Here is a 23746-nt window from a genome sequence, read left to right as displayed (position 1 = left end):
CGACTCAGGACAGGCTGCGTCGCAGGCGTTGGAGGGCGCCTGCGACGCAGCCGATCGCGATTGAGCAGGTTGATCGGGCGGAATCCCATGTCGGCGGGACGGTGGGCAGGACCGGCGCCCCGGGCGGCGCGGTCAGGCGCTCGCGAGCAGCTTGCGGATGCGCTTCTCGCTCACCTTGACCGGGGTGCCGAGCTGCTGCGCGAAGAGGCTGACGCGCAGCTCCTCGATGAGCCAGCGCACCTCCTCCAGTGTGGCGGCGCGCGCGGGGTCGGCGGTCGCGTGGCGCGCGGCGGAGGCGGCGGCCTCGTACTCCTCCTCCAGCTCGCCCACCCGCCAGGCGAGGTTCGCGTCCTGGTGGACGTTGTCCTTGGCGCGCTCCACCCGCCGGCGGGCGGCCCGCAGGTAGCGCGGGAGGTGGACGAGGCGGTCCGGCGGGGTCCGCGAGACGAAGCCCGGGTAGATGATCCGACCGGCCTGGTCACGGACGTCGGTGAGGGTGTTGAGGAGGAACATCGAGGTCGCCTCCTTGACCGCTGCCTCGAGCTCGCGCTGTGCCTCCAGGGCAGCCACCACCTGCCCGACCACCCGGTAGACCCGCTCCTCGAGGCCAGCGCGGACGGCGTCGCGCAGCTGCGTGTAGCGCTCGGGGTCCATCGGCTCGCGGCCGCCGTGCGCGGCCACCCACTCGTCGGCCAGCGCCGTGACGGCGGCCAGCTGGACGTCCTCCACGAGGGACTCGGTGTCGCGGTAGGGGCTGGCCGCCAGGGTGAGCGCCTCGCGGCCGGTCCAGCGGGACGTCACGCGTCCGCTCGCCAGGGCGGTCTCCTGCAGGAGCAGGCGCCGCACGCCGCGCCGGTGCGCCCGGGACTGCTCGCGCGAGTCGGCGAGGACGAGGAGGTCCACCCGCGGCGCCTTGCCGCGCTCGGTGGCCACCTCGACGAGCGCCGGGTACCCGCGCACGAGCAGCCCCTGCGGGCCGGTCGACTCGACCTGGGCGGGGATCGTCCCGGCGGCCGGCCACCCGGTGAGCCCGTGCTCCTCCGCCAGCGCCGGCGCGGACGGACGTGCGCCCGCGGCGGGTGTGGCGCCCGACGGCTCGGCCTGCGCCGTCGTCGTCGGCTTGCCCCCGCCGGACTCGCGCGCCTCCTCCATCGCCAGCGCGACGGCACCCTTGACCGCGCTGCGCACGGCGGCCTGGGTCTGGGCAGCGAGCCGGCGCTGGAGCATCGGCAGGGACGTGCTCTCGCCGAGCACCTTGCCCGTGTCGTCGGTGACGCGGAAGGTCAGGCGCAGGTGGGAGGGCAGCTTCTCCTCGTCCCACGCGTCGGGCGGGATCGTCACGTCGCGCGCCATGGCGACGGCGGCGGTGAAGGCCTCCCGGAAGGACGGCGCGCCGAAGGGGGCCGGGGCCACCTCCGCCCACGGGGGCAGCAGCGCGAGGACCTCGCGCGCGACGTCGGGTGCCGGCACGAGCTGGACGCGGACCTTCTTGGGCAGCGAGCGGATCGTCGCGACGGCGAGGTCGGGCAGCAGCCCGGGCACGAGCCAGTCGAACCCGTCGGGGCGCAGGCGCCCGAGCACGCTGATCGGGACGTGGACGGTCACGCCGTCGGCCGCGGAGCCCGGTTCGAACTGGTAGGTGAGGGGCAGGGTGAGGTCGCCCTGCTTCCACGTGTCGGGGAAGTCGCCGGAGGTGACGTCGGGCTCGCCGCCGAAGAGCAGCTCGCGGGTGAAGTCGAGCAGCTCGGGCTCCTCGTGGCGGTGCTTCTTCCACCACGAGTCGAAGTGGCGGGCGCTGACGACGGACTCGGGCAGGCGCTCGTCGTAGAAGTCGTAGATGCCGTTCTCGTCGATGACGAGGTCCCGGCGCCGGGTGCGGTTCTCCAGCTCCTCGGCCTCGGCGAGCAGCGCACGGTTGCGCTTCCAGAACGTGTGGTGGGTGCGCCACTCGCCCTGGACGAGCGCGTGCCGGATGAACAGCTCCCGGGCCAGCGCGCGGGCGGAGCCGGTGCCGACACTCGCGAGCGGCACGGTGCGGTCGGCGACGAGCGTCATCCCGTAGAGCAGGACCTTCTCGTGGACCATGGCCGCGCCCTGCCGGGTGGACCAGTACGGCTCGGAGTGGACCTTCTTCGTCAGGTGGGCCGCGGCCGGCTCCACCCACGCGGGCTGGATCCGCGCGGCGGTGCGCGCGAAGAGCCGGGAGGTCTCGACGAGCTCCGCGGCCATCACCCAGTCGTAGGCCTTCTTGCTCAGGCCCGAGCCCGGCCACACGACGAAACGCGTCCCGCGCGCCCCGGCGTACTCCCGGCGCCGCTCGTCGTAGCTGCCGAGGTTGGACAGCAGCCCGACGAGCAGCGACTGGTGGATCGCGTCCGCGCTCGCGGCGTCGGAGGACTGCCCGACGGCGACGGCGGCCGCCGCGGCGTCCTCCCCGACGTCGTCCGCGTGGGGCAGCGCGAGGGGGCGCATCGTCAGGCCCAGCGGCTTGGCGAGCTGGCGCAGCTGGCTGACGACGTCCTGCCACTCGCGCACCCGCAGGTAGTTGAGGAACTCCGCCCGGCACAGCCGCCGGAAGGCCGAGCCCGACAGGTCCCGCTGCTGGGTGCGCAGGTAGCGCCACAGGTTGAGGTAGGCGAGGAAGTCGGAGGTCGGGTCTGTGAAGCGGCGGTGCTTGGCGTCCGCGGCCTGCTGGTGCTCGGAGGGCCGCTCGCGCACGTCCTGCACGGACAGCGCCGCGACGATGACCATGACCTCGGCCGCGCAGCCGTTCTCCTGCGCGGCGAGCAGCATGCGGCCCAGCCGCGGGTCGATGGGCAGGCGGGCGAGCTGGCGGCCCACGGCGGTGAGCCGGTGGCGACCGGCGCCGCCGGGGCGGGCGTCCTCGTCGGCGCCCTCGAGCGCGCCGATCTCGACGAGGAGCTGGACGCCGTCGCGCACGGCGCGGGTGTCGGGCTGGTCGACGAAGGGGAAGTCCTCGACGTCACCGAGGCCGAGCGCCGCCATCTGGAGGATGACGGAGGCGAGGGAGGTGCGGAGGATCTCCGGCTCGGTGAACTCGGGCCGTGACTCGTAGTCGGTGCGCGAGTAGAGCCGGATCGCGATGCCGTCGGCCACGCGGCCGCAGCGGCCCGAGCGCTGGTTGGCGCTCGCCTGGGAGATCGCCTCGATCGGCAGCCGCTGCACCTTGGTGCGGTTGGAGTAGCGGGAGATGCGCGCCGTGCCCGGGTCGACGACGTAACGGATCCCCGGCACCGTCAGCGAGGTCTCGGCGACGTTCGTCGCGAGCACCACGCGCTGGTGGCGGTGCTGCTCGAAGACCCGGTGCTGCTCGGCGGCGGACAGGCGCGCGTACAGCGGGATCACCTCGACGACGCCGGGCTGGCCGGCGCTGGCCCGGCCCGCGTACCGCGGCCCCAGGTGCTCGGCGAGGGCGACGTCGGTGTCCCGGATCTCCCGCTCGCCGGAGAGGAAGACGAGGATGTCGCCCGGCCCCTCGGCCAGGAGCTCGTCGACGGCGCGGCAGATGGCCGTCGGCTGGTCGAGCTCCTCCTCGCGGGCGGCGGGTGCGTCGTCCTCGCCGTCGTCGTCGGTGTCGGGCACGAGGGGCCGGTAGCGGACCTCGACGGGGTAGGTGCGCCCGGAGACCTCGACGACGGGGGCCGGGACGCGCTCGCCGTCCTCGCCCTCGCTCCCGAAGTGGGCGGCGAAACGGGCGGAGTCGATCGTCGCCGAGGTGATGACGACCTTGAGGTCCGGGCGGCGGGGCAGCAGCCGGGCGAGGTAGCCGAGGATGAAGTCGATGTTGAGGGACCGCTCGTGGGCCTCGTCGACGATGATCGTGTCGTAGCGGCGCAGCATCGGGTCGCGCTGGATCTCGGCGAGGAGGATGCCGTCGGTCATGAGCTTGACGAGCGTCGTGGGGCCCACCTCGTCGGTGAAGCGCACCTGGTAGCCGACGGCCCCGCCGAGCTGGACGTCGAGCTCCTCGGCGATGCGCTCGGCGACGGTGCGGGCGGCGATGCGCCGGGGCTGGGTGTGCCCGATGGTGCCGGTGACGCCGCGGCCCAGCTCGAGGCAGATCTTCGGCAGCTGGGTCGTCTTCCCCGAGCCGGTCTCGCCGGAGACGATGACGACCTGGTGGTCCCGGATCGCCGCGGCGATCTCCTCGCGGCGCGCGGAGACGGGCAGCTGCTCGGGGTAGGTGATGGTCGGGACGGCGGCGCGGCGCGCCTCGAGCTGCTCGGGGGAGTAGCCGCGGTGCTCGGCCGGGCGGCGTCCGCCGGAGCGACGACGGCGTCCGCCGCGTCCGCCGTCGTCGGCTCGCCTGGGCGGCCTTCCGCCGTCGGCGTGCTGCGCGGCGCCCCGCTCCGTGGTCACGGTCGACCATTCTCGCCGATCCTCGCCGCCCGGGGCACCTCGTTTCCTCCGGGTGAACGCCGTGGGCGACCGGTGGGGAGGGGTTGTGGGCAGTGTGTGAGGACCCGACCGGCCACGCCGAGGTGGCCGGCTCGCGGGTGACAATGGCGAGGTGTTCAAGCTTCTCGGCTGGGTGCTCACCCTCGCCCTGGCCGCGATGGCCGTGCTCACGCTCGACCCGGCGCGGCTGGGCATCTCGACGTACGCCCCCGTCACGCAGGCGATCGCCATGCGGCCCTACCTCGTGGCCGGGTTCGTCGCGCTCGGCGGGGTGCTGCTCCTCGGCGTCCTCCTCGCCGCGCTGCTCGGGCGCCGGTGGCCGCGACGGACGCTGCTCGCGGTGGTGCTGCTCGGCGTCGGCGTGGGTCACGCGGCGGTGCTCTGGGACCGCGGCCTCGGTGACGAGCCGCTGCCCGCGGCGCGCGAGGGCGCCGTCACCGTGCTCAGCCTCAACACTCTGGGCGGTGGGTCCAGCCCCGAGCAGGTGGCCGACGCCGCCGACGGCGCGGGCGCGGACGTCGTCGTCCTCCCGGAGACCTCAGCGGAGAGCGCGCGGGCGATCGCCGACGGGCTGACCGAGCGCACCGGCACGGCCTTCCAGCTCTTCGTCGACCGCACCGGGGAGTGGGACGCGAGCTCGACGGCGCTCCTCGTCAGCGAGGAGCTGGGGGAGTACACGCAGGCCGCGGCCCCGGTGACGGCGCACGGCGCGGTCCGCGCGGAGCCGGCCGACGGCTCCGGGCCCGTCCTCGTGGGCGTCCACCCGATGAGCCCGCACGCGCCCGGACCGGCGATGACGCGGTGGCGTGCCGACCTCGACGCCGTCACCGAGCCGTGCCGCAGCGAGCCGGGCGTCATCGTCGCCGGGGACTTCAACGCGACCCTCGACCACGCGCCCATGCGGGACATCGGGTCCTGCGTCGACGCCTCCGTCGAGGGCGGCGTCGCTGGTGTGGCGACCTGGCCGGCCCACCTGCCCCGGCTCCTGGGTGCCCACATCGACCACGTCCTCGTGGACGGAGACGTCTACACGGTGGACGCGGCCGCCGTGCTCGAGGTCGGCGAGAGCGACCATCGCGCCGTCGTCGCCCAGATCTCCCCGACGTAGCCCCGAGCCGGACCCCGTCCACCCTGCCGCGGCTCGAGGCAGTACAGCTAGTCCGCGAGGACGACGGCGTGCCAGGCGCCGTCGTGCTCGGCACCGTAGGCGTCGACCCGGATCCGGTCGGCCTCCGGGCTGTCGACGTCTGCGGTGTAGGCCCCCTCCGCGCACGACACCTCGTGCTCGACGCCGTCGGACCGCACACCGTTGCCGACCTCGCGCACCACCTCGACGAAGAACGTGAGGGTGTCGTCGCCGAAGCAGGAGAGCCGGACGCCGCTGACGGGCGTGGGCGCCGCGAAGTCCATGGCGATGCCGCTCCCCGGCTCCGCGGGCGGGTCGTCGGGGCTGACGCGGCCGGACATCTGCCCCAGCCCGTCCTCGACCGAGTGCTCGTGGTCGCTCATCCACTCGCCGATCTGCGAGGCGTCGACCTCGGCGCTCGAGCAGCCCCCCACGAGCGCCGCGAGCAGCACGAGACACGCGGCACGCGCCGTGGCTCTCCTCATGGCGACACGCTACTGGGCAGCGACGGCCGCCGGGTGGGACTTCACGGTCGCCTCATCCGGACCTGCGGGGAGGACGGAGTCGGATGTCGAGCCCGGTCGATCACCGGGCGGCCGATCGCCCATCGGCCGCGACGTCAGCGCCGCGAGGTGGTCTCGCCGAGGACCTCGACGTAGACCGCGCCCACGTAGTCCGCGTCCCCGAAGACGTCGACCGTGGCGCTCTGCGCACCGGGGAGCGCGAACGACTCCTCGTGGGGCCCGTCCCCGCAGTCGACCTCCAGCTCCACGGCCTCGTTCCCGTCCGCGTTCGGCACCTCCATGGTTACGAGGAGCGTGCCATCGCCGAGGCACTCGGCCCGCAGGCCCGCGACGTCCGCCGGCTGGCCGATGTGCAGGGTGGCGGCGGGCTCGGCGGCATCCGGCCGTGCCGCCGGGACGGCTGCGGACATCGCCGCCACGGCATCGTCCACCACGGCCCGCGGCCGCTCGTCGAGCCAGTCCTGGATCTCGGCCTCGCCGGGACCCGGCGCCGAGCAACCGGCGGCGAGGCCACCGAGCAGGACGAGGCCGGCGGTGCCGATGGTCGCGTGTCTCCCCATCCCGCGACGCTATCCCGGCTCGTCCCCGTCCCCGTGCCCGGTCGCACGGGCAGCGAGCCGTCCCAGTGCCGCCCTCCAGAAGTCCTTCCCAAGACCCACGCTACGCGGCACCGACCGGCCCAGGTGTCTCATCCCCGGCCCTTCACCACGGCCACGGTCTCGGATGCCGGATGGCCTTTGCCCGCCGCGTGAGCCGGCCGCCACGCTCGGGACCACCATCCAGAGCGGCCGAGAGTCCTGGCTCGACGACGCCGCAGCAACCCCCCGGTCCACGGGTGCGGGTGCTTCCGCCAGGCCCGATGGGAGAGACTTCTTGAGCACCGCTAGCCTCGTGACCGTGCCGCATGGACGACCGACGGTCTCTTTCGAGCTGTACCCACCACGCACGCCCGCCAGGGAGGCGTCGGCGTGGGAGACGGTCGAGCGTCTCGCTGCCTCCGGCCCCGACTTCTTCTCGGTCACCTACGGCGCCTCCGGATCCACCCGCGACGCCTCACGCACCCTCGTGCGTCGCATCCTCACCGAGACGAGCGTCGCCCCGATCGCCCACCTCACGTCCGTCGGCTCCACCCGTGCCGAGCTGGAGCGGTTCGTCGAGGAGCTCGTCGACGACGGCGTCCGCGACTTCCTCGCCCTGCGCGGCGACCCGCCGGCGGGCCAACGGGAGTGGGTGCCGCAGCCAGACGGGGTCAACACCACGGCCGAGCTCGTCACGCTCATCCGGTCGGTGGAGCGGGCCCGCTTCGGGACCACCGGGGAGCTGAGCGTCGCTGTGGCGGCCTATCCCGCCGGCGCCAGCCACACCCGCACGCAGGACGTCGTCGCCCTGCTCGACAAGCAGGCAGCCGGCGCGGACTTCGCCATCACCCAGGTCTTCTACGACCCCGCCGCCTACGTCGACCTGGTCGAGGAGGCCCGCTCCGCGGGGGTGGCTCTCCCGTTCGTCGCCGGCATCATCCCGATGACCGACCCCCGGCGCCTCACCCGCCTGGCCCAGCTCACCGGCGTCCCGGTCCCCGAGGCGCTGCTCGAGCGCCTCGCCTCCGCCGCCGACGACGAGGAGCGCCACCGCATCGGCATCGACGCGACCGCCGCGCTCGTCGAGGAGGTCGTCTCCGCCGGCGCCCCCGGCCTGCACCTGTTCACCTTCAACCAGCACCGGCCCGCTCTCGACGTCGTCGAGCGCCTGCGCCGCCCGCTGTCCACCACGAGCACGAGGACCACCTCATGACCGACCCCACCTCGCCCCAGCTACCCGCCGCCACCATCCTCGGGTACCCACGGATCGGGCCACGGCGCGAGCTCAAGCGGGCGGTGGAGTCCTTCTGGGCGGGCCGCAGCGAGCTCGACGACCTCCTGATCGCCGCCGCGGAGCTGCGCCGTCGCCAGCGTGCCCGGCTCATCGACCTCGGCCTCGCCGCCGACGACGCCTCGATCCCGTCCGACTTCTCGTTCTACGACCAGGTGCTCGACACCGCCGTCACCCTCGGCGCCGTCCCGCCCCGCTTCAGCCACCTCCTCGACGACGACGGCGCCCTCGACCTGCCCGGGTACTTCACCCTGGCCCGGGGAGCCGGCGAGCGTCCCCCGCTGGAGATGACGAAGTGGTTCGACACCAACTACCACTACCTCGTCCCCGAGATCAGCCCGCGGACCCGCTTCCGGCTCGCCGACGACCGCGTCCAGCAGTGCTTCCTGGAGGCGGCGGCGGAGGGGGTGACCACGCGGCCGGTCATCGTCGGTCCCGTGACCTTCCTCCTGCTGAGCAAGGCCGTGGCCGAGGGGGACCCGGGCGACGGCGCGGTGCCCGCAACCGCCCCTCCGGAGGACTTCACGCCGCTGGACCGCCTCGAGGACGTCCTGCCCGCCTACGTCGAGCTGCTCCACGCGCTGGCGCACGTCGGGGCACCGTGGGTGCAGCTGGACGAGCCGGCGCTCGCCGTGGACTGGGGCGTGCCCCGCGAGCGGGTGCTGGCCGCCGTCGAGCGTGCTTACACCGTGCTGGCGGCCGAGACGACGCGGCCCGAGCGGCCCGCCCTCTTCGTGCCGGTCGCCTACGGCCCCGCGGAGGACGCGCTCCCGATCCTGGCCGGTGCAGGCGTCGAGGCCGTGGGCATCGACCTCGTCCGCGGCACGGTGCCATCCGGTGAGGTGCTCTCGCAGCTGGGTGACGCCGTCGTCGTGGCGGGGGCGATCGACGGACGCAACGTGTGGCGCACCGACCTGGACGGCGCCCTCGAGCGGCTCCAGGAGCTCGAGGCGGGGCTGCGGCCCGGCGCTGCGCGTGACGGCGGCCTGTGCGTGGCCACCTCGACGTCGCTGCAGCACGTGCCCTACGACGTCGGCGCGGAGACGACGCTGGACCCGCAGCTGAGCAGCTGGCTCGCCTTCGCCGACCAGAAGGTGGAGGAGGTCCTCGCGCTCGCCACCGCGCTCACCCAGGGGCGCGACGCCGCGCAGGAGGCCTTCGCGACCGCCGCCGACCGCCGTCGCAGCCGACTCGAGCACCCCGGCGTGCGCCGGGCCGAGGTCCGTGACCGGGTCGCCGCGCTCACCGAGGCCGACCGTCGCCGTGCACCCTTCGCCGAGCGTGCGGCCGCGCAGGCCGAGGTCCTGGACCTGCCGCCGCTGCCGACGACGACGATCGGCTCCTTCCCGCAGACCGTCGAGATCCGCCGGGCGCGGGCCGCGTACGGCCGCGGCGAGCTGAGCGCGGAGGCGTACACGGCCGCCATGCGCGAGGAGATCGCCCGTGTGGTGCGGCTGCAGGAGGAGCTGGGCCTGGACGTGCTCGTCCACGGGGAGCCCGAGCGCAACGACATGGTCCAGTACTTCGCGGAGCACCTCGAGGGCTTCGCGGTCACCCAGAACGGCTGGGTGCAGTCCTACGGGACGCGGTGCACGCGGCCCTCGATCCTCTGGGGTGACGTGGCGCGGTCCGCGCCCATCACCGTCGAGTGGTCCCGGTACGCCGCCTCGCTCACCGACAAGTCGGTCAAGGGCATGCTCACCGGGCCCGTGACGATCCTCGCGTGGTCCTTCGTGCGCGACGACCAGCCGCTGGCGGACACCGCGGCGCAGGTGGCGCTCGCTCTGCGCGACGAGGTCGCCGACCTCGAGGCCGCGGGCATCGGCGTCATCCAGGTCGACGAGCCCGCGCTGCGCGAGCTGCTGCCGCTGCGTGCGGAGCACCACGCGGCGTACCTGGAGTGGTCGGTGGGTGCGTTCCGGCTGGCGACGGCGGTTGCCGCACCTGCCACCCAGGTGCACACCCACCTGTGCTACTCCGAGTTCGGTGAGGTCATCGGCGCGATCGACGCGCTCGACGCGGACGTGACGAGCATCGAGGCGGCGCGCTCGCGCATGGAGGTGCTGCCCGAGCTGCAGGCCGCCGGCTTCGCCCGAGGTGTGGGACCGGGTGTCTACGACATCCACTCCCCCCGCGTGCCGAGCGAGGAGGAGGTCGCCGAGCTCGTGGCGCTCGCGGCGGAGTCGGTGCCCCCGCAGCTGCTGTGGGTCAACCCCGACTGCGGCCTCAAGACGCGCGGCTACGACGAGGTCGAGCCCAGCCTGCGCCACCTCGTGGCAGCGACGCAGAAGGTGCGGGCGCGCCTGTCCTGAGCGCGCGGGAGGGGGTGTGTGCTGGAGACGTTCAGCTGAGTCACCCGGTGACTCAGCTGAACGTCTCCAGCACACCTCTCCCTCCCGGGCCTACCCGAGGCGCTCGGTGGTGATCTCGAAGCCTGCCGCGACGAGGCGGTCAGCCAGGACGCTGCCCAGCGCCGTCGCCGGGGTGAGGACCCCGCCGCCGCCCGGCAGGCGGGACCCGTCGTGGGCGAGGGCGAGCGCGGACTCGCCGATCATGACCGACGTCGCCGCGTAGCCCGGGTCCCCCTGGGCGGCGACGACGGTGCGGTAGGTCGCCCCCGACGTCGTGCGGGCGAGCACCTCCATGCGGAAGTGGCCGTTGCGACGGGTCTCCTCGTCGGGGCCGTCGCCGGGGGAGGGGAGCACGCGGTCCGCGACCCACCGGGTGGGCGGAAAGGCCATGACGCCGACGGCGGCCCCGGTGCCGAGGGCCAGCGCCTGGGCGCGGCGTCGTCCACGGGTGCCGGGACCGAGGTCCATGACCTCCCGGTAGCGGAGCTCGCGGCCGTAGCGCCAGCCGCTGAGCGCGTTGCTGCGGTGGACGATTCGGCTGTTGAAGGCGGCCATGGGAAAGGTCGTCACCCACGTGCCGGTCTGCCCGTCGCGGAAGGGCTGCGACGGCGTGTGCTGGTCGACGTCGGGTGCGTCGGCCCGGTCCGGGACCAGCGCGTACGGGTCGGCGAGGATACGCCGGTTCTCCGGGTCCCGGCCGGCGTCCACCTGGATGCGCATCGAGTCGATCGTGCCGCCGCTGATGCCACCGGAGACCTCGCGGACGGCGAGCGTGGTCGCGAGCAGCTCGCCCGCGCCGTCGGCCCGCGCCCGCTCGGCGGTGAGGTAGGCGCCGAGGTCGGAGGGGACGGAGTCGAAGCCGCACGAGTGGACGATCCGGGCGCCGGTGCGCTGCGCGGTGGCGTGCAGCCGCTGGGAGGTCTCTCGGATGAACAGGACCTCACCGGCGAGGTCGGCGTAGTTGGTCCCGGCCTCCGCGCAGGCACGCACGAGTGGCATGCCGTGGCGGCTGTAGGGGCCCACCGTCGTGACGACGACGCGCGTGGACCTGGCGAGCTCGGTGAGCGCGGCGTCGTCCTCGGCGTCGGCCACGACCACGGGCCACGTGGCCGCGGTGGGGCCGAGGCCGTCCCGCACCTGCTCGAGACGCTCGCGCGAGCGGCCCGCCAGCCCCACCCGGGTGCCGGGCGCGTGCTCCGCGAGGTACTCGGCCACGAGCCGTCCGACGAATCCGCTGGCGCCGTAGACGACGACGTCCAGCGCCCGGTCAGGGGTAGGCGCACTCATAGGTCGAGGCTAGGTCCCACCCCCAACTTCGCAATTGGTGGGTGCGACGACGCTCCGGCGCCCTCCGCCGTCGTCCGAGCCACCACCTGCGACCCTGGGGACGGGGACGGGGACGGGGGGTCAGGTGTAGATCATGCCCATCGCGGTGCGGACCTCGGCCAGGGTCGCCTCGGCGACGGCGTTGGCGCGCTCGTTGCCCTCGTCGAGCACCTGGCGCAGGTAGCCCGGGTCCGCCACGAGCTCGGCGCGGCGGGCGCGGATGGGCGCGAAGTGCTCGTTGACCGCCTCGGTGACCACGCGCTTGAGGGTGCCGCCCCCGCCGTCACCGATCTCCGCGGCGACCTCGTGCGGGTCGCGGCCGCTGGCGAGCGCGGCGAGGAGGACGAGGTTGGAGACCTCCGGACGCCCGGCCGGGTCGTAGGTGATGTGCCGGTCGGCGTCGGTGACGGCCTTCTTCAGCCGCTTGGCCGTGGTGTCGGCGTCCATCCCGAGCTCGATGGTGTTGCCCTTGGACTTGCTCATCTTCTGCCCGTCGGTGCCGAGCAGGTTCGTCGCGGCGGACAGCAGCGCCTCCGGCTGCGGGAAAACCGGGCGGTCCGCCTCGGCGCGGCCGTAGCGCTCGTCGAAGCGGCGGGCGATGATGCGCGTCTGCTCCAGGTGGGGCAGCTGGTCCTTGCCCACGGGCACGAGGTTGGCCTTGCAGAAGAGGATGTCGGCGGCCTGGTGCACCGGGTAGGTGAGGAGCAGCCCGGACATCGGCCGCCCGCCCGTGGCCTCGAACTCCGACTTCACCGTGGGGTTGCGGCGCAGCTCGGAGTCGGTGACGAGGGAGAGGAAGGGCAGCATGAGCTGGTTGAGCGCCGGCACGGTCGAGTGGGTGAAGATCGTCGAGCGCGCCGGGTCGATGCCGATGGCGAGGTAGTCCGCGACGAGCGACAGCACGCGGTCCTGGATCTCGCCCACCGCGTCCCGGTCGGTGATGACCTGGTAGTCCGCGACGAGCACCCACGTCTGCACGCCCCGGTCCTGCAGCGCCACCCGGTTCGCCAGGGTCCCGAAGTAGTGGCCCAGGTGGAGGTTGCCGGTGGGCCGGTCCCCGGTGAGGACGCGGAACCGCGAGGGGTTCGCGTCGATCTCCGCCTCGATCGCCTGGGAGCGGGCCCGCGTGCGGTCGAGGGAGGCGTCGGACGTGGACTCCGCCAGCGCGTCCGAGACGGGGGCGTCGGCGTTCTGCTCGGTACTCACCCGGCGATCCTAGTCGTGCCCGGAACGCGCGCGGCGGCGCGTCCGACCCTAGGGTGGTGCCCCACACATCACTCACGGAGGTGGACGTTCATGGGCAAGCTCTCGTTCTTCGTCGGGGCCGGTGTCGGCTACGTGCTCGGTGCACGGGCGGGCCGCCAGCAGTTCGAGAAGATCAAGTCCGCCAGCCAGCACGTGTGGGACAACCCCAAGGTGCAGTCCAGCGTGAACAAGGTCGAGGAGAAGGTCAGCGAGGTGGCCAAGGACAAGGCCTCCGCGGTGACCGACAAGGTCACCGGCACCGTCAAGAGCCGCATGGGCGGATCCTCGGGCTCCGGCTCCTCGGGCTCCTCGGGCACCGGGGACGCCTCGCAGACCGGCGTCGGCGGCTCCATGCGTCCGACCCAGCCGCAGCCCGAGCTCTGACGGCTCTCTCCACCGCCCTCGTCGGCTTCGGCCACGCGGGGCGGGTCTTCCACGGGCCGCTCATCACCGACGACGCACGGTTCAGTCTCGACCTCGTCGTCACCTCGGACCCCGGCCGGGCGGCCGACGCCGCGCGCCTGCACCCGCGGGCGCGCGTCGTCGCCGACCCTGCCGAGGCGCTGGCGGCGCGACCCGACCTCGTCGTCGTCGCGAGCCCGCCCGCAACGCACGTCGCGGTCGCGACGGCCGCGCTGGACGCCGGCTGCGCCGTCGTCGTCGACAAGCCGCTGGGTCCTGACCCGGCGCAGGCGCGCACGCTGATCGAGCACGCGGAGGCGCTCGGCCTGCCGCTGACCGTCTTCCACAACCGCCGGTGGGACAGCGAGTTCCTCACCCTGCAGCGGCTGCTGGCGGACGGCGCCCTCGGGCGGGTGCGGCGCCTCGAGTCCCGCCTGGAACGGTGGAAGACGGCCGAGACCAAGCCGTGGAAAGCGGCCGCCACCTGGCGGGAGGGCGGCGGGGTCCTCTTCGACCTCGGCTCCCACCTCCTCGACCAGGCCCTCGCGCTTCTCGGCCCGGTCACCGACGTCCACGCCGAGCTCGACGCCGTCCGCGGCGGGGCGGACGACGACGCGTTCGTCTCCCTCGCCCACGCGGGCGGCGTCCGCTCCCACATCCGGGTGAGCACGACGACGGCGGACCCCGGCCCGCGGCTGCGCGTCGTCGGCACGGACGCGACGTTCGTCACGGTGACGGGTGACGGGCAGGAGGCTCAGCTGGCCGCCGGCACGCGTCCCTCTGCGCCCGGGTACGGCCACGGCGACGACGGCCGGCTCGTCACCGCCGAGGGCTCCCGGCCGGTGCCGAGCGAGCCCGGGCGCTACCAGGACTTCTACGGACTGCTGGCAGTTGCCCTCCTCGAGGGCGGACCGCTGCCGGTCGACCCGCGGGACGCGCTCGCCGTCGTCGAGCTCGTCGAGGGCATCCACCGGCGGGTGTGACCCTCCCCGTCGCGGTCAGACCGGCTGCGCCTGCGTCGTCGTGACGCGGGCGGTCCGGGGCGCGGTGGTCGTGCCCGCGCCGTCGTCGCGGCGGCGGAGCAGGCGCATCGCGTTGAGGATGACCGCGAGCACCGAGGCCTGGTGGACGAGCATGCCCACCGCCATCGTGACGCCGCCCGCGAGGACCCCGGCGAGGAGCACACCGACCGTGGCCAGCGCGATGCTGATGTTCAGTCGCATGACCGATACGGTGCGCCGGGCGAGGCTGAGGGCCAGCGGCACCCTGAGCAGGTCGTCGTTCATGAGGGCGATGTCCGCCGTCTCGATGGCCACGCCCGTGCCGGCGGCCCCCATCGCGATCCCGATCTCCGCGGTGGCCAACGCGGGGGCGTCGTTGACGCCGTCGCCCACCATGGCGACCACGCGCCCGTCCGCCTGGAGCTCCATGACGGCGGCGACCTTGTCCTCGGGCAGCAGCTCCGCCCGGACCTCGTCCACGCCGACGTCGACGGCCACCGCCTCGGCGACGCGGCGGTTGTCACCGGTGAGCATGACGACCCTGGTGATCCCCGCGTCGTGGAGCCGGACGACCATCTCCCGCGCCTCCGCCCGCACCCGGTCGGCCACCGCGACGACGCCGACCACGTCGCCGTCGAGCGTGACGACCATCGGGGTGCGGCCGAGACCGGCGAGCCGGTCGACCTCGGCGGCCGCGCCACGGTCGTCGGTGATCCCCTCGTCGGTGAGCAGGGGCAGGTTGCCGACGGCGACCCGGTGGCCGTCGAGCGTCGCGACGATGCCCTTGCCGGGCACGGGATCGGTGCGCTCGGGGAGCCCGTTCACCGGGAGGCCCTCGGCGGAAGCCGTGTCGATGACCGGACGGGCGAGGGGGTGCTCGGACCCGGCCTCGGCGCGTGCTGCCCAGGTGAGGACGTCGGCTCGGCTCAGACCCGGGGCCAGCACGACGACGTCCGTCAGGTGCGGCCTGCCCTCGGTGAGGGTGCCGGTCTTGTCCAGCGCGACGGTGTCGATGCGGGCGCTCACCTCGAGGTGCTCCCCACCCTTGATGAGGACCCCGTCCCTGGCGCCGCGACCGACGCCCGCGACGATCGCCACGGGGATGGAGATGACGAGGGCGCCGGGGCACCCGATGACGAGGAGGGTGAGGGCGAGGACGACGTCACCGGTCACCAGGGTGGTGGTGAGGGCCAGCACGATGATCGCGGGGGTGTACCAGGCGGAGAACCTCTCGAGGAACGTCTGCGACCGCGCCTTGGCGTCCTGTGCCTCCTCGACCCGGTGGATGATGCGGGCGAGCGTCGTGTCGGCGCCCACGCCGGTGGCCCGCACCTGCAGGACGCCGCCGCTGGAGACGGTGCCGGCGAAGACGAGGTCGCCCTCGGTCTTCTCCACGGGCATGGACTCGCCCGTGATGGACGCCTCGACGAGCGCCGCGGCGCCTCCCGTCACGACGCCGTCGACGGGCACCTGCGCACCGTTCTTGACGAGGACGGTCTCACCCGGTGCCACCTCGACCGAGGAGACCTCGACCTGCTTGCCGTCCCTCAGCACGACGGCGACGTCGGGGGCGGCGGCGACGAGCTCGGCGAGGGCCGAGCGGGTCCTGTTCATGGTGCCGGCCTCGAGGGCGTGACCGACGGAGAAGAGGAAGGTCACCGCGGCGGCCTCCCACACCTCACCGATGACCAGCGCGCCGATCGCCGCGACCGAGACCAGGAGGTCGATGGCGACGGTGCGGTGGTGCAGCGCCCGCACGGCCCTGAGGAGGATCGGGAGGCCGGCGACCACGGCCGCGGTGGTCATGAGCACGTGGGAGGCGGTGAGTGCCGCCGTGGTGCCTGCACCGCCGCCCGCGTGGCTGCTGGAGAAGGGGTTGACGCCTGCCGAGAAGGAGGCGACGGCGGCGGCGGCAATGAGTGCGCCCGCGGCGGCAGGGGCTGCCCCGGGGGTGCGTGACCAGCGGGTCAGGACGTTCATGGCGGTGCCTTTCGGGATGGGTCGTGGCGGCCGGGCAGAATGGCCCGGCCGCCGGGTGGGGGCGAGGCGTCAGAAGGCCGACAGCGCAGCCTTGTAGCCGGCCCTGCCGATGGCGTTGACGATCTCGTCCGTGGTCGTCACGTCGGGGAGGTGGTCGACCTCGACGCGGCCAGACGCGAACTTCACCGACACCTCCTGGACCCCCTTCAGGCGACCGACCTGCTTCTCGATCGCGGTGACGCAGCTGGGGCAGCTGAAGCCCTCGGCGCGGAAGACGGAGCGGGTGACGGTTCCACTGGTGGTGGTCATGGTGTGTGTTCCTTTCTTCGCTGTGAGGGCGCTTCCCTCGCGGCACTCACCAACGTATGAAGGCTCGGCGGAAGGGAACATGACGGCCGTCAATCAGTCGCAAGGTCCCCCGCACGGTTCCCCGGGCCCGTTAGCCTGCGGACAGGACCTGCAGCGACCGGAGTAGTGGCCGGAGGGAGGATCGACATGTCGTCCCAGGGCGCGGCGCAGCCGCCAGCGGCATCGGGACGGCGCACGATCCCGCTGCGGGAGATCACGCTCCCGCACCGGTGCCCGCTACCGGTGCGGGTGCGGGTGCTGTCCCGGGCGCTCTACTTCCAGGGCCTGAGCGAGGACGCCATCCTCGGCATCGACCGGCGGATGCGGACCTCCTCGTGGGCCGCGGGAAGCTCCCTCTACCGGGCCGGTGAGCCGGCGTCCGCCCTCTACGTCGTCGCCGAGGGACGCGTGAAGCTCTCCCAGGTGACCGCTGCTGGGACGGAGACGGTCGCGGACATCCTGGTGCCGGGTGAGCTCTTCGGGGCGATGGGGACGCTCGGCGAGCCCTACCACTCGCACACCGCGACGGCGCTGGTGGGCTCGTGCACGCTGCGCATCGACCAGGACGACTTCCGCGAGGTGCTCGTCGAGCACCCCCGGGTGGCCCTGCGGGTCCTCGAGGACGTGGCCGCGCGTCTGGCTCGTGCCCGTTCCGACATCGGCGGTCAGAGCACCGACACCGTCCCGCAGCGAGTGGCGACGGTCCTGCTGCGCCTGGCCGACAAGCTCGGCGAGGCCAGCGGTGACGGGGCCGTGATGCTCGAGGTCCCGCTGTCCCGTTCCGATCTCGCGGGGCTCGCACGCTCGACGCCGGAGTCGGTCTCCCGGGTGATGAGCCGCTGGAAGAAGGAGGGCATCATCGACTCCGGGCGCCGCTGGACCGCGCTTCTGGACAGAGGCCGCCTCGTGAACGAGGCCGCCGGCGACACGTGAGCCGCTCCGGTGTGAGGGCGCCCGAACCTGGGGCGTCAGGGAAGGCGGGCCTCGTTTCCCCACGGTGGGGAACCCTGTGAGGCTGGTGCCCGTGAGTCCGACGAACCGTCCCGAACCGACCCGCGCGCAGGTGCGCCGCTGGCGGCGCTACCTGGCCGACGAGCGCGCCGAGGCCGCCGTCTACCGTGACCTCGCCCGCCGGCGCGAGGGTGAGGAGCGGGCGATCCTCCTCGAGCTCGCCGAGGCCGAGCGCCGCCACGAGGAGCACTGGCGAGAGCTGCTCGGGCACCACGTCGGCCACCCCAAGCGCGGGGCGGTGCGCACCCGGGTGCTCGGTTGGCTCGCCCGCCGCTTCGGGGGCGTCTTCGTCCTCGCCCTCGCGCAGCGCGCCGAGGCGCGCTCCGGCTACGCCGGCGACGACGACGCGACGTCCGCGATGGTGGCCGACGAGCAGATCCACGGGGAGGTCGTGCGCTCCCTCGCCACCCGGGGCCGGAGCCGCATGTCCGGGATGTTCCGCGCCGGCGTCTTCGGTGCCAACGACGGTCTCGTCTCCAACCTTGCCCTCGTCCTCGGCATCGGCGCCACGGGGGTGGCGGCGCAGACCGTCCTCTTCACCGGCCTCGCCGGCCTCCTCGCCGGGGCCCTGTCGATGGCGGCGGGGGAGTACGTCTCGGTGCGCTCGCAGCGCGAGCTGCTCGAGGCCTCCATCCCCGACCCGCGCGCCCAGGAGGCCATCCCGCACCTCGACGTCGACGCCAACGAGCTCGCGCTCGTCTACCGCGCTCGCGGCATGAGCCCGGATGCTGCGGAGGACCGGGCACGCGAGGTGCTCTCGGCCACCGAGCCGAGGCGCGCCGAGGACGCCGAGCCGGACTACGAGGAGATCGGCACGGGCGTGAGCGCGGCGCTCTCGAGCTTCGGCTTCTTCGCCTCAGGCGCCCTGCTGCCCGTGCTGCCGTGGATCTTCGGGCTCTCCGGGACGACGGCGGTCGTGGCCGCCGCCGTCATCGTGGGCGCGGCGCTCCTGCTCACCGGCGCCGTTGTCGGCGTGCTCTCCGGCGCTCCGCCGCTGAAGCGCGCCCTGCGCCAGCTGGCCATCGGATATGGCGCCGCGGCCGTCACCTACCTCCTGGGGCTGGCCTTCGGGACGACGGTGAGCTGACGTCCATGTCGACGCCCGACTAGCTTCTCGAGGGCGCAGCTGCGAAGCTCAGCTTCGTGGCGAAGGAGCATGAGCGTTTCGTGCGCCACTCGCTCAGCGCCGCCGAGGTGAGTGAACTCGAGCGAGTGGACGCCCTCGCCGCCGACCTCAGTGATCACCTCGTCGACCGCACGGACGACATCGACGCCGTCCATATTCATCGTGCGCAGAGCATGGCCGTGCAGCGCATCGTGTCTGAGCTGCTGCGGGAGCGGTTGGGCTTCGACGAGGAGGTCGTGATCGAACCCGGTGACGGGTTCGTCACACGAGCCCGGCCGGACTTCTACTACCCCTTGGAGCACGGGCGAGGGGTTCTTGCGGAGGTCGAGCGCGGAGGCACGACGACGAACAATCACGACCTCAAGGACCTTTGGAAAGCGCACATTTCACCAAACGCGCAGCACCTCTTCCTCATCGTGCCCAACGCGAACTGGAACGAGTCGGGAGCGCGCCGAGAGCGGCCGTTCGCCCGTGTTGTCCAGCGAGTCGGTTCGTTCTTCGGCCACCCTCGCCGGGAGGTGGACGTCGTCAGCGCGCACGTCTTCGGGTACGGCCGATCTAGCTGACGCGGCTCGCTCGGCTCTCTCGCCTTGCGTGTGGACTTTTCGACCTCTGAGGTCTCAAAGTCCACACGCAAGTAGCTGGCGCACACGCCGAGCACGGCCCTGAGCCCGACGATTCGATTCGTCGTTCTTTCGCAGGATGCTCGGCGCGCCGAGGCGGGACTAGCGTGGTTGATTGCCAGAGAAAGCGCTTACCAACGAAGGAGCGTGACGATGACGTCTGAACGGCGACCGACCAGACGCAGGGCGGTGACGGCAGCGGCGACGGGCATGGCGATGTGCGCGACGCTGCTCGCGGCCCCCGCCGGAGCGCAGACCGAGGAACCCGGGTTCACCGAGATCCTCAGTTTCGAGGGCTACACCACCGGTGCCCTCGACGGCCAGGACGGCTGGACGGCCTCCTCCGCTGCCACCGTGATCCCCGACCCTGTGAACCAGAACAACCGTGTCCTGGAGATGACGGGGAACGGTCACCGCGCTCACCGCGCGGTGGCACCGATCGAGGAGGGGGACACCGGCACGGTGTTCTTCCGCATCCGGCGTGACGCGAACGCCGACACCTCCTTCGGCATCACCGACAACGACGACCCCTCCGACTACGCCCACAGCCGCGCGTACGTTAACAACCAGAACAACGACACCCTGCTCGTGCGCGACGGCGGCCAGTTCCGTACCGCCGGCACGTGGTCCGAGGACGTGTGGCAGTGCGTGTGGATCGTCGCCGACAACGCGACCGACCGCGTCACCGTCTACAGCCAGGGCGGCCCGTACGAGGAGCAGACCCGGCTCCCCGAGGGTGCCGAGCAGACGTTCGGCTTCCGCGCTCCCGTCGACGGTCCCCTCGACCGCTTCTTCTGGATCAACGGCGCCAACAGCGCCGGCCGTCTCATGCTCGACGACGTCGCGGTCGACACGGCCGGTGCCAACCTCGACAACCCCACCGGCAACCCTGCCGACTGCGAGGTCGCCGACGTGGCGGCCCAGCCCCTCCTCAACCCGCTTCCCGACCCCGAGCTGTCGACCCTCGGCATCGAGGTCGAGGAGCTCGTCCAGCTCCCCGAGTCGCAGACGACCCCTGAGACCCAGGACCAGCGGCTCATCCGGCACAACCGCATCACCCACCTCGACGAGGTGCCGGACGGTTCCGGCCGTCTCGCGGTCCCGGACATGAACGAGATCCTCTACATGGTCGACGAGGACTCGGGCGAGTACACCGCCTACCTCAACGTCCGCGACCAGTTCATCGACAACTTCCACAACCACGCGGGCCTCGGCACCGGCTTCGGCTTCGTCGAGTTCCACCCGGAGTTCGCCGAGAACGGCATCTTCTACACCGTCCACACCGAGGCCGGCTCCGCCCTGACCGAGGACACCCCCGACTTCCCGGCGTTCGGCAACACCGGCTTCCACAGCGTCATCACCGAGTGGACCGCCACGGACCCGAGCGCCGAGACCTTCGAGGGCACGAGCCGCGAGCTGATGCGCGTGCCCTTCGGTGGACGCGTCCACACCGTCCAGCAGATCGCCTTCAACTGGACCGCCGAGCCCGGCGACGCGGACTACGGCAACCTCTACATCCTCGTCGGCGACGGCGGGAACGGCGTGGGCAACAACAACCCGCAGGACCTGTCCACCCCGCAGGGCAAGATCTTCCGCATCGACCCGCTGGGCGACGACAGCGCCAACGGAGAGTACGGCATCCCCGAGGACAACCCGTTCCTCGACGAGGACGGCGCGCTGCCGGAGATCTACGCCGTCGGCATGCGCGACCCGCACCGCATCAGCTGGGACACCGAGACCGGGAAGATGTACCTCGGCCACATCGGCGAGTGGCAGGTCGAGTCGATCTACGAGGTCGAGCCGGGGGACAACTTCGGCTGGTCCGTCCGCGAGGGGCCCTTCCTCGCCGAGAACCGCCAGATCTACCCGCTCCCGGAGAACGACGCCGAGCTCGGGTTCACGTACCCGGTGGCCGCCTACGACCACAACCGCGACCCCGGCCAGACCGGTGACGCGGGCGTGGCCGTCAACGGCGGGTTCGTCTACCGGGGTGAGATCGAGGAGCTCCAGGGCAAATACCTGTTCACGGACATCGTGCGTGGGTGGGTGCTGTCGACCGAGGCCGACGAGATGGTCCGCAACGACGGTGACATCGAGGACCTCGCCACCATCGAGCAGCTCCGCGTCTTCCACGACGGTGAGGAGACGACCTTCCAGGAGCTCGTCGGCCACCAGCGGGTCGACCTGCGCTTCGGCGCCGACGCCGAGGGCGAGCTCTACCTCGTGTCCAAGGCCGACGGAAAGGTCTGGACCGTCACCGGTGCGCGCGAGGTCGAGGAGGACAACGTCGTCGCCCACTACACCTTCGACAACCCCGTCGAGGGCAACCCTGCCTGGGAGGACGACCAGGGCTTCTCCGGCACCGACATCGAGCTTATCAACGGTGGCGCCCTGCAGCGCGTCGCCGACGCCGCCTACCCCGGCGCGGGCCGCGCGCTGCAGACCCAGCAGCTGAGCCCGGGCGAGAGGTCCAACGACGACTGGAAGGCCGGCATCTACGACCCGGACGGTGTCGAGACCCTCGACGCCTTCGCCGGCGCCGAGCAGATCAGCGTCATGGGCTGGTTCAAGCGCACCGGCGACCTGCCCGCGCCCAACAGCGAGTCGGCCGACCCCGACGACCGCTACAACGCCATCGGTCTCGCCGGCGTCCTGTCCGGCAACTCCGACGGCCACGGCGTGCGGGCCCTGCTCGAGATCATCGACGTGGGCGGCGAGCAACGTCTCGTGGCCCTGGGCCGGCGTCTCGACGACGGCAGCTCCTGGACCTTCGCGGCCGACATGCCGTGGGACGAGATCCTCGAGCGTAACCAGTGGGTGCACCTCGCCGCGACGTTCGACTACGTCGAGGGCGAGATGAAGCTCTACATGAACGGTGAGGAGCTCGAGGGCGAGTACACGGCGGACAACAGGTGGGGCTCGGGCCCGACCTCCGACACGCTCCCCAACGGCATCAAGATCGGTGGCAGCTTCCCGCAGGACACCGCGGAGCGTAATCCGTTCAACGGCCGTATGGACGACCTCACCTTCCTCGACACGGTGCCCACCGCCGAGGAGATGGCCGAGCTGTACGCCGGGTTCGGCGTCGAGCCGGTCGAGCCGCCGCCGGCGCCGTCGTGCACCTTCGAGGAGTCCGAGACGGACCTCATGGCCGGGGAGAGCTGGACCCCGCGGACGCCCTCGAAGTGGGACTTCCCCGGTGACCAGGTCATCCTCACCGAGGCGGGGGACAACCCGAACGACGGCATCCGTCGCCCGTTCGAGTACGCGATCCTCGACGACCGCGAGTACGAGTCGGTCCAGATCGACGCGGAGGTCCGCCTCGACGCTCCGTCGTCGGTCAACAACCGGGACATCATCGTCGTCTTCGGCTGGCAGTCCGACACCGAGTACTACTACGCGCACATCTCGCAGGACAACACGATCTACGCGCACAACGGCATCTTCAAGGTGAACAACAAGGACCGGGAGCGGATCGACCACCAGTGGGACGGGTCGGTCGGCGCGCCCCCGGCCATCACCGACGAGGAGTGGCACGACGTGCGCGTCGTCCACTGCGCCGGCAGCGGCGAGATCGCCGTGTGGGTCGACGGGCACGACACGCCGCTCATGACGGCGACCGACACGACCTTCGACTCCGGTCAGATCGGCTTCGGTTCCTTCGACAACACCGGGCGGATGCGCGACCTCGTCGTCTCCGTCCCGGCCGCGCCGCAGGAGGACGTCGCCACGACGACGTCGCTGAGCCTGTCCCGCCAGCTCACCACCTACGGCACGGAGACGACGGCGCGGGTCACCGTCGCCGCCGACTCCGGGACGCCGTCGGGGACGGTGGAGATCCACGCCGACGGCGAGGTCGTCGCCACCGGCGAGCTCGGGCCCGACGGCCGGGCGTCGGTGGCGCTGCCGCGGGACCTGCCCGCGGGCGTGCACCGCCTCACGGCCGTGTTCCCCGGCAGTGACGGCTTCACGGAGTCGGCCAGCCGGGCCGCCACCTACGTCGTCCTGCCCGCCCTCTCGCGGGTGGACATCGACGCGGACTCGCGGGTGCCTCGCGGCAGCACCCCGGAGATCACGGTCGACGTGTCCGGGCGGGGCGGCGCGCCGACCCCCACGGGCACCGTCACCGTGACCGCCGGGTTCCGCGTCGTCGGGACGGTGCCGGTCGGTGAGGACGGCAGTGTCGAGGTGCAGCTGCCGCCGGTGCGGGGGCTCACCCTGCTCACGGCGACGTACAGCGGTGACCACGGCTACCTGCCGGGTCTGGACATCGACACCATCTGGGGTCGCTGACCAGCAGCACTGCCGAGGCCCTGCACCGATAGGGTGCAGGGCCTCGGTCCTGCTCGGAACCTTCCTGCGGGAAGCGCTTTCTGCTACCGTTTGAACGGCATC

At 72.8% G+C, this 23746-nt stretch carries 16 protein-coding genes and 1 riboswitch; of the genes, 9 read left to right on the top strand and 7 right to left on the bottom strand.

What is annotated here, in order from left to right; translation table 11 throughout:
* Positions 1 to 132 precede the first annotated feature (132 nt).
* Entirely contained in the window at positions 133 to 4380 is a 4248-nt protein-coding gene (gene hrpA / locus DSZ44_RS14535) for an ATP-dependent RNA helicase HrpA (protein WP_258369547.1), read from the bottom strand.
* Between the two features lie 151 nt (positions 4381 to 4531).
* Here hrpA and DSZ44_RS14530 point away from each other — a divergent pair, with 151 nt between their 5' ends.
* The gene (locus DSZ44_RS14530) at positions 4532 to 5527 is read left to right on the top strand and encodes an endonuclease/exonuclease/phosphatase family protein (protein WP_146237574.1); all 996 of its coding nucleotides are present in this window, start codon (positions 4532 to 4534) and stop codon (positions 5525 to 5527) included.
* 47 nt (positions 5528 to 5574) lie between these two features.
* On the opposite strand, the gene DSZ44_RS14525 is transcribed toward DSZ44_RS14530, so the two are convergent.
* Both DSZ44_RS14525 and DSZ44_RS14520 read right to left on the bottom strand, forming a co-directional pair.
* Positions 5575 to 6030: a hypothetical protein gene (locus DSZ44_RS14525; RefSeq protein ID WP_146237573.1), complete on the bottom strand. Its 456-nt coding sequence runs from the start codon at positions 6028 to 6030 to the stop codon at positions 5575 to 5577.
* 134 nt (positions 6031 to 6164) lie between these two features.
* Positions 6165 to 6629, bottom strand: a complete 465-nt coding sequence (locus DSZ44_RS14520) for a hypothetical protein (RefSeq protein WP_110853351.1) — start codon at positions 6627 to 6629, stop codon at positions 6165 to 6167.
* 212 nt (positions 6630 to 6841) lie between these two features.
* Positions 6842 to 6935: riboswitch (SAM riboswitch) on the top strand.
* Positions 6936 to 6966: 31 nt separating this feature from the next.
* On the opposite strand from DSZ44_RS14520, the gene DSZ44_RS14515 reads away from it, so the two are divergent.
* A complete protein-coding gene (locus tag DSZ44_RS14515; protein WP_258369546.1) occupies positions 6967 to 7860 on the top strand; it encodes a methylenetetrahydrofolate reductase in 894 nt (297 codons plus the stop codon).
* The gene (gene metE, locus DSZ44_RS14510; protein WP_110853349.1) at positions 7857 to 10250 is read left to right on the top strand and encodes a 5-methyltetrahydropteroyltriglutamate--homocysteine S-methyltransferase; all 2394 of its coding nucleotides are present in this window, start codon (positions 7857 to 7859) and stop codon (positions 10248 to 10250) included. The genes DSZ44_RS14515 and metE overlap by 4 nt, the downstream gene beginning before the upstream one ends.
* Positions 10251 to 10340: 90 nt before the next feature.
* Here the strand turns inward: metE and DSZ44_RS14505 are convergent, their stop codons facing one another.
* On the bottom strand, positions 10341 to 11576 hold the full coding sequence (locus DSZ44_RS14505; protein ID WP_110853348.1) for a saccharopine dehydrogenase family protein: 1236 nt from the start codon (positions 11574 to 11576) through the stop codon (positions 10341 to 10343).
* A 120-nt stretch (positions 11577 to 11696) separates the two neighbouring features.
* Complete coding sequence (gene trpS, locus DSZ44_RS14500) at positions 11697 to 12821, bottom strand: tryptophan--tRNA ligase (RefSeq protein WP_110853347.1); 1125 nt, start codon at positions 12819 to 12821, stop codon at positions 11697 to 11699.
* Between the two features lie 90 nt (positions 12822 to 12911).
* On the opposite strand from trpS, the gene DSZ44_RS18385 reads away from it, so the two are divergent.
* Both DSZ44_RS18385 and DSZ44_RS14495 read left to right on the top strand, forming a co-directional pair.
* Complete coding sequence (locus DSZ44_RS18385) at positions 12912 to 13244, top strand: YtxH domain-containing protein (RefSeq protein ID WP_181424660.1); 333 nt, start codon at positions 12912 to 12914, stop codon at positions 13242 to 13244.
* Entirely contained in the window at positions 13142 to 14245 is a 1104-nt protein-coding gene (locus DSZ44_RS14495; RefSeq protein WP_258369551.1) for a Gfo/Idh/MocA family protein, read from the top strand. The genes DSZ44_RS18385 and DSZ44_RS14495 overlap by 103 nt, the downstream gene beginning before the upstream one ends.
* 15 nt (positions 14246 to 14260) lie before the next feature.
* Here the strand turns inward: DSZ44_RS14495 and DSZ44_RS14490 are convergent, their stop codons facing one another.
* Positions 14261 to 16243, bottom strand: coding sequence for a heavy metal translocating P-type ATPase (locus DSZ44_RS14490; protein ID WP_110853346.1), 1983 nt, complete (start codon positions 16241 to 16243; stop codon positions 14261 to 14263).
* Between the two features lie 69 nt (positions 16244 to 16312).
* Positions 16313 to 16552, bottom strand: coding sequence for a heavy-metal-associated domain-containing protein (locus DSZ44_RS14485; protein WP_110853345.1), 240 nt, complete (start codon positions 16550 to 16552; stop codon positions 16313 to 16315).
* Between the two features lie 186 nt (positions 16553 to 16738).
* On the opposite strand from DSZ44_RS14485, the gene DSZ44_RS14480 reads away from it, so the two are divergent.
* The 4 genes from DSZ44_RS14480 (at position 16739) to DSZ44_RS14465 (ending at position 23644) form a co-directional block, all read left to right on the top strand.
* Positions 16739 to 17524, top strand: coding sequence for a Crp/Fnr family transcriptional regulator (locus DSZ44_RS14480; protein ID WP_110853344.1), 786 nt, complete (start codon positions 16739 to 16741; stop codon positions 17522 to 17524).
* An 85-nt stretch (positions 17525 to 17609) separates the two neighbouring features.
* Positions 17610 to 18689, top strand: a complete 1080-nt coding sequence (locus DSZ44_RS14475) for a VIT1/CCC1 transporter family protein (RefSeq protein ID WP_502530291.1) — start codon at positions 17610 to 17612, stop codon at positions 18687 to 18689.
* A gap of 56 nt (positions 18690 to 18745) precedes the next feature.
* Positions 18746 to 19294, top strand: a complete 549-nt coding sequence (locus tag DSZ44_RS14470; RefSeq protein WP_110853343.1) for a hypothetical protein — start codon at positions 18746 to 18748, stop codon at positions 19292 to 19294.
* A 210-nt stretch (positions 19295 to 19504) separates the two neighbouring features.
* Positions 19505 to 23644: an Ig-like domain repeat protein gene (locus DSZ44_RS14465; RefSeq protein WP_146237572.1), complete on the top strand. Its 4140-nt coding sequence runs from the start codon at positions 19505 to 19507 to the stop codon at positions 23642 to 23644.
* Positions 23645 to 23746 lie beyond the last annotated feature (102 nt).

This window comes from Georgenia satyanarayanai, from assembly GCF_900116375.1.
Classification (GTDB): domain Bacteria; phylum Actinomycetota; class Actinomycetes; order Actinomycetales; family Actinomycetaceae; genus Oceanitalea; species Oceanitalea nanhaiensis.
This window is presented reverse-complemented; position numbering and strand designations above follow the sequence as displayed.

Excerpts from the sequence above, each read along its gene's own strand:
- DSZ44_RS14525 (WP_146237573.1), bottom strand. The coding sequence starts at position 6,030 with ATGAGGAGAGCCACGGCGCGTGCCGCGTGTCTCGTGCTGCTCGCGGCG.
- DSZ44_RS14520 (WP_110853351.1), bottom strand. The coding sequence starts at position 6,629 with ATGGGGAGACACGCGACCATCGGCACCGCCGGCCTCGTCCTGCTCGGT.
- metE (WP_110853349.1), top strand. The coding sequence starts at position 7,857 with ATGACCGACCCCACCTCGCCCCAGCTACCCGCCGCCACCATCCTCGGG.
- DSZ44_RS14505 (WP_110853348.1), bottom strand. The coding sequence starts at position 11,576 with ATGAGTGCGCCTACCCCTGACCGGGCGCTGGACGTCGTCGTCTACGGC.
- DSZ44_RS18385 (WP_181424660.1), top strand. The coding sequence starts at position 12,912 with ATGGGCAAGCTCTCGTTCTTCGTCGGGGCCGGTGTCGGCTACGTGCTC.
- DSZ44_RS14490 (WP_110853346.1), bottom strand. The coding sequence starts at position 16,243 with ATGAACGTCCTGACCCGCTGGTCACGCACCCCCGGGGCAGCCCCTGCC.
- DSZ44_RS14485 (WP_110853345.1), bottom strand. The coding sequence starts at position 16,552 with ATGACCACCACCAGTGGAACCGTCACCCGCTCCGTCTTCCGCGCCGAG.
- DSZ44_RS14480 (WP_110853344.1), top strand. The coding sequence starts at position 16,739 with ATGTCGTCCCAGGGCGCGGCGCAGCCGCCAGCGGCATCGGGACGGCGC.
- DSZ44_RS14465 (WP_146237572.1), top strand. The coding sequence starts at position 19,505 with ATGACGTCTGAACGGCGACCGACCAGACGCAGGGCGGTGACGGCAGCG.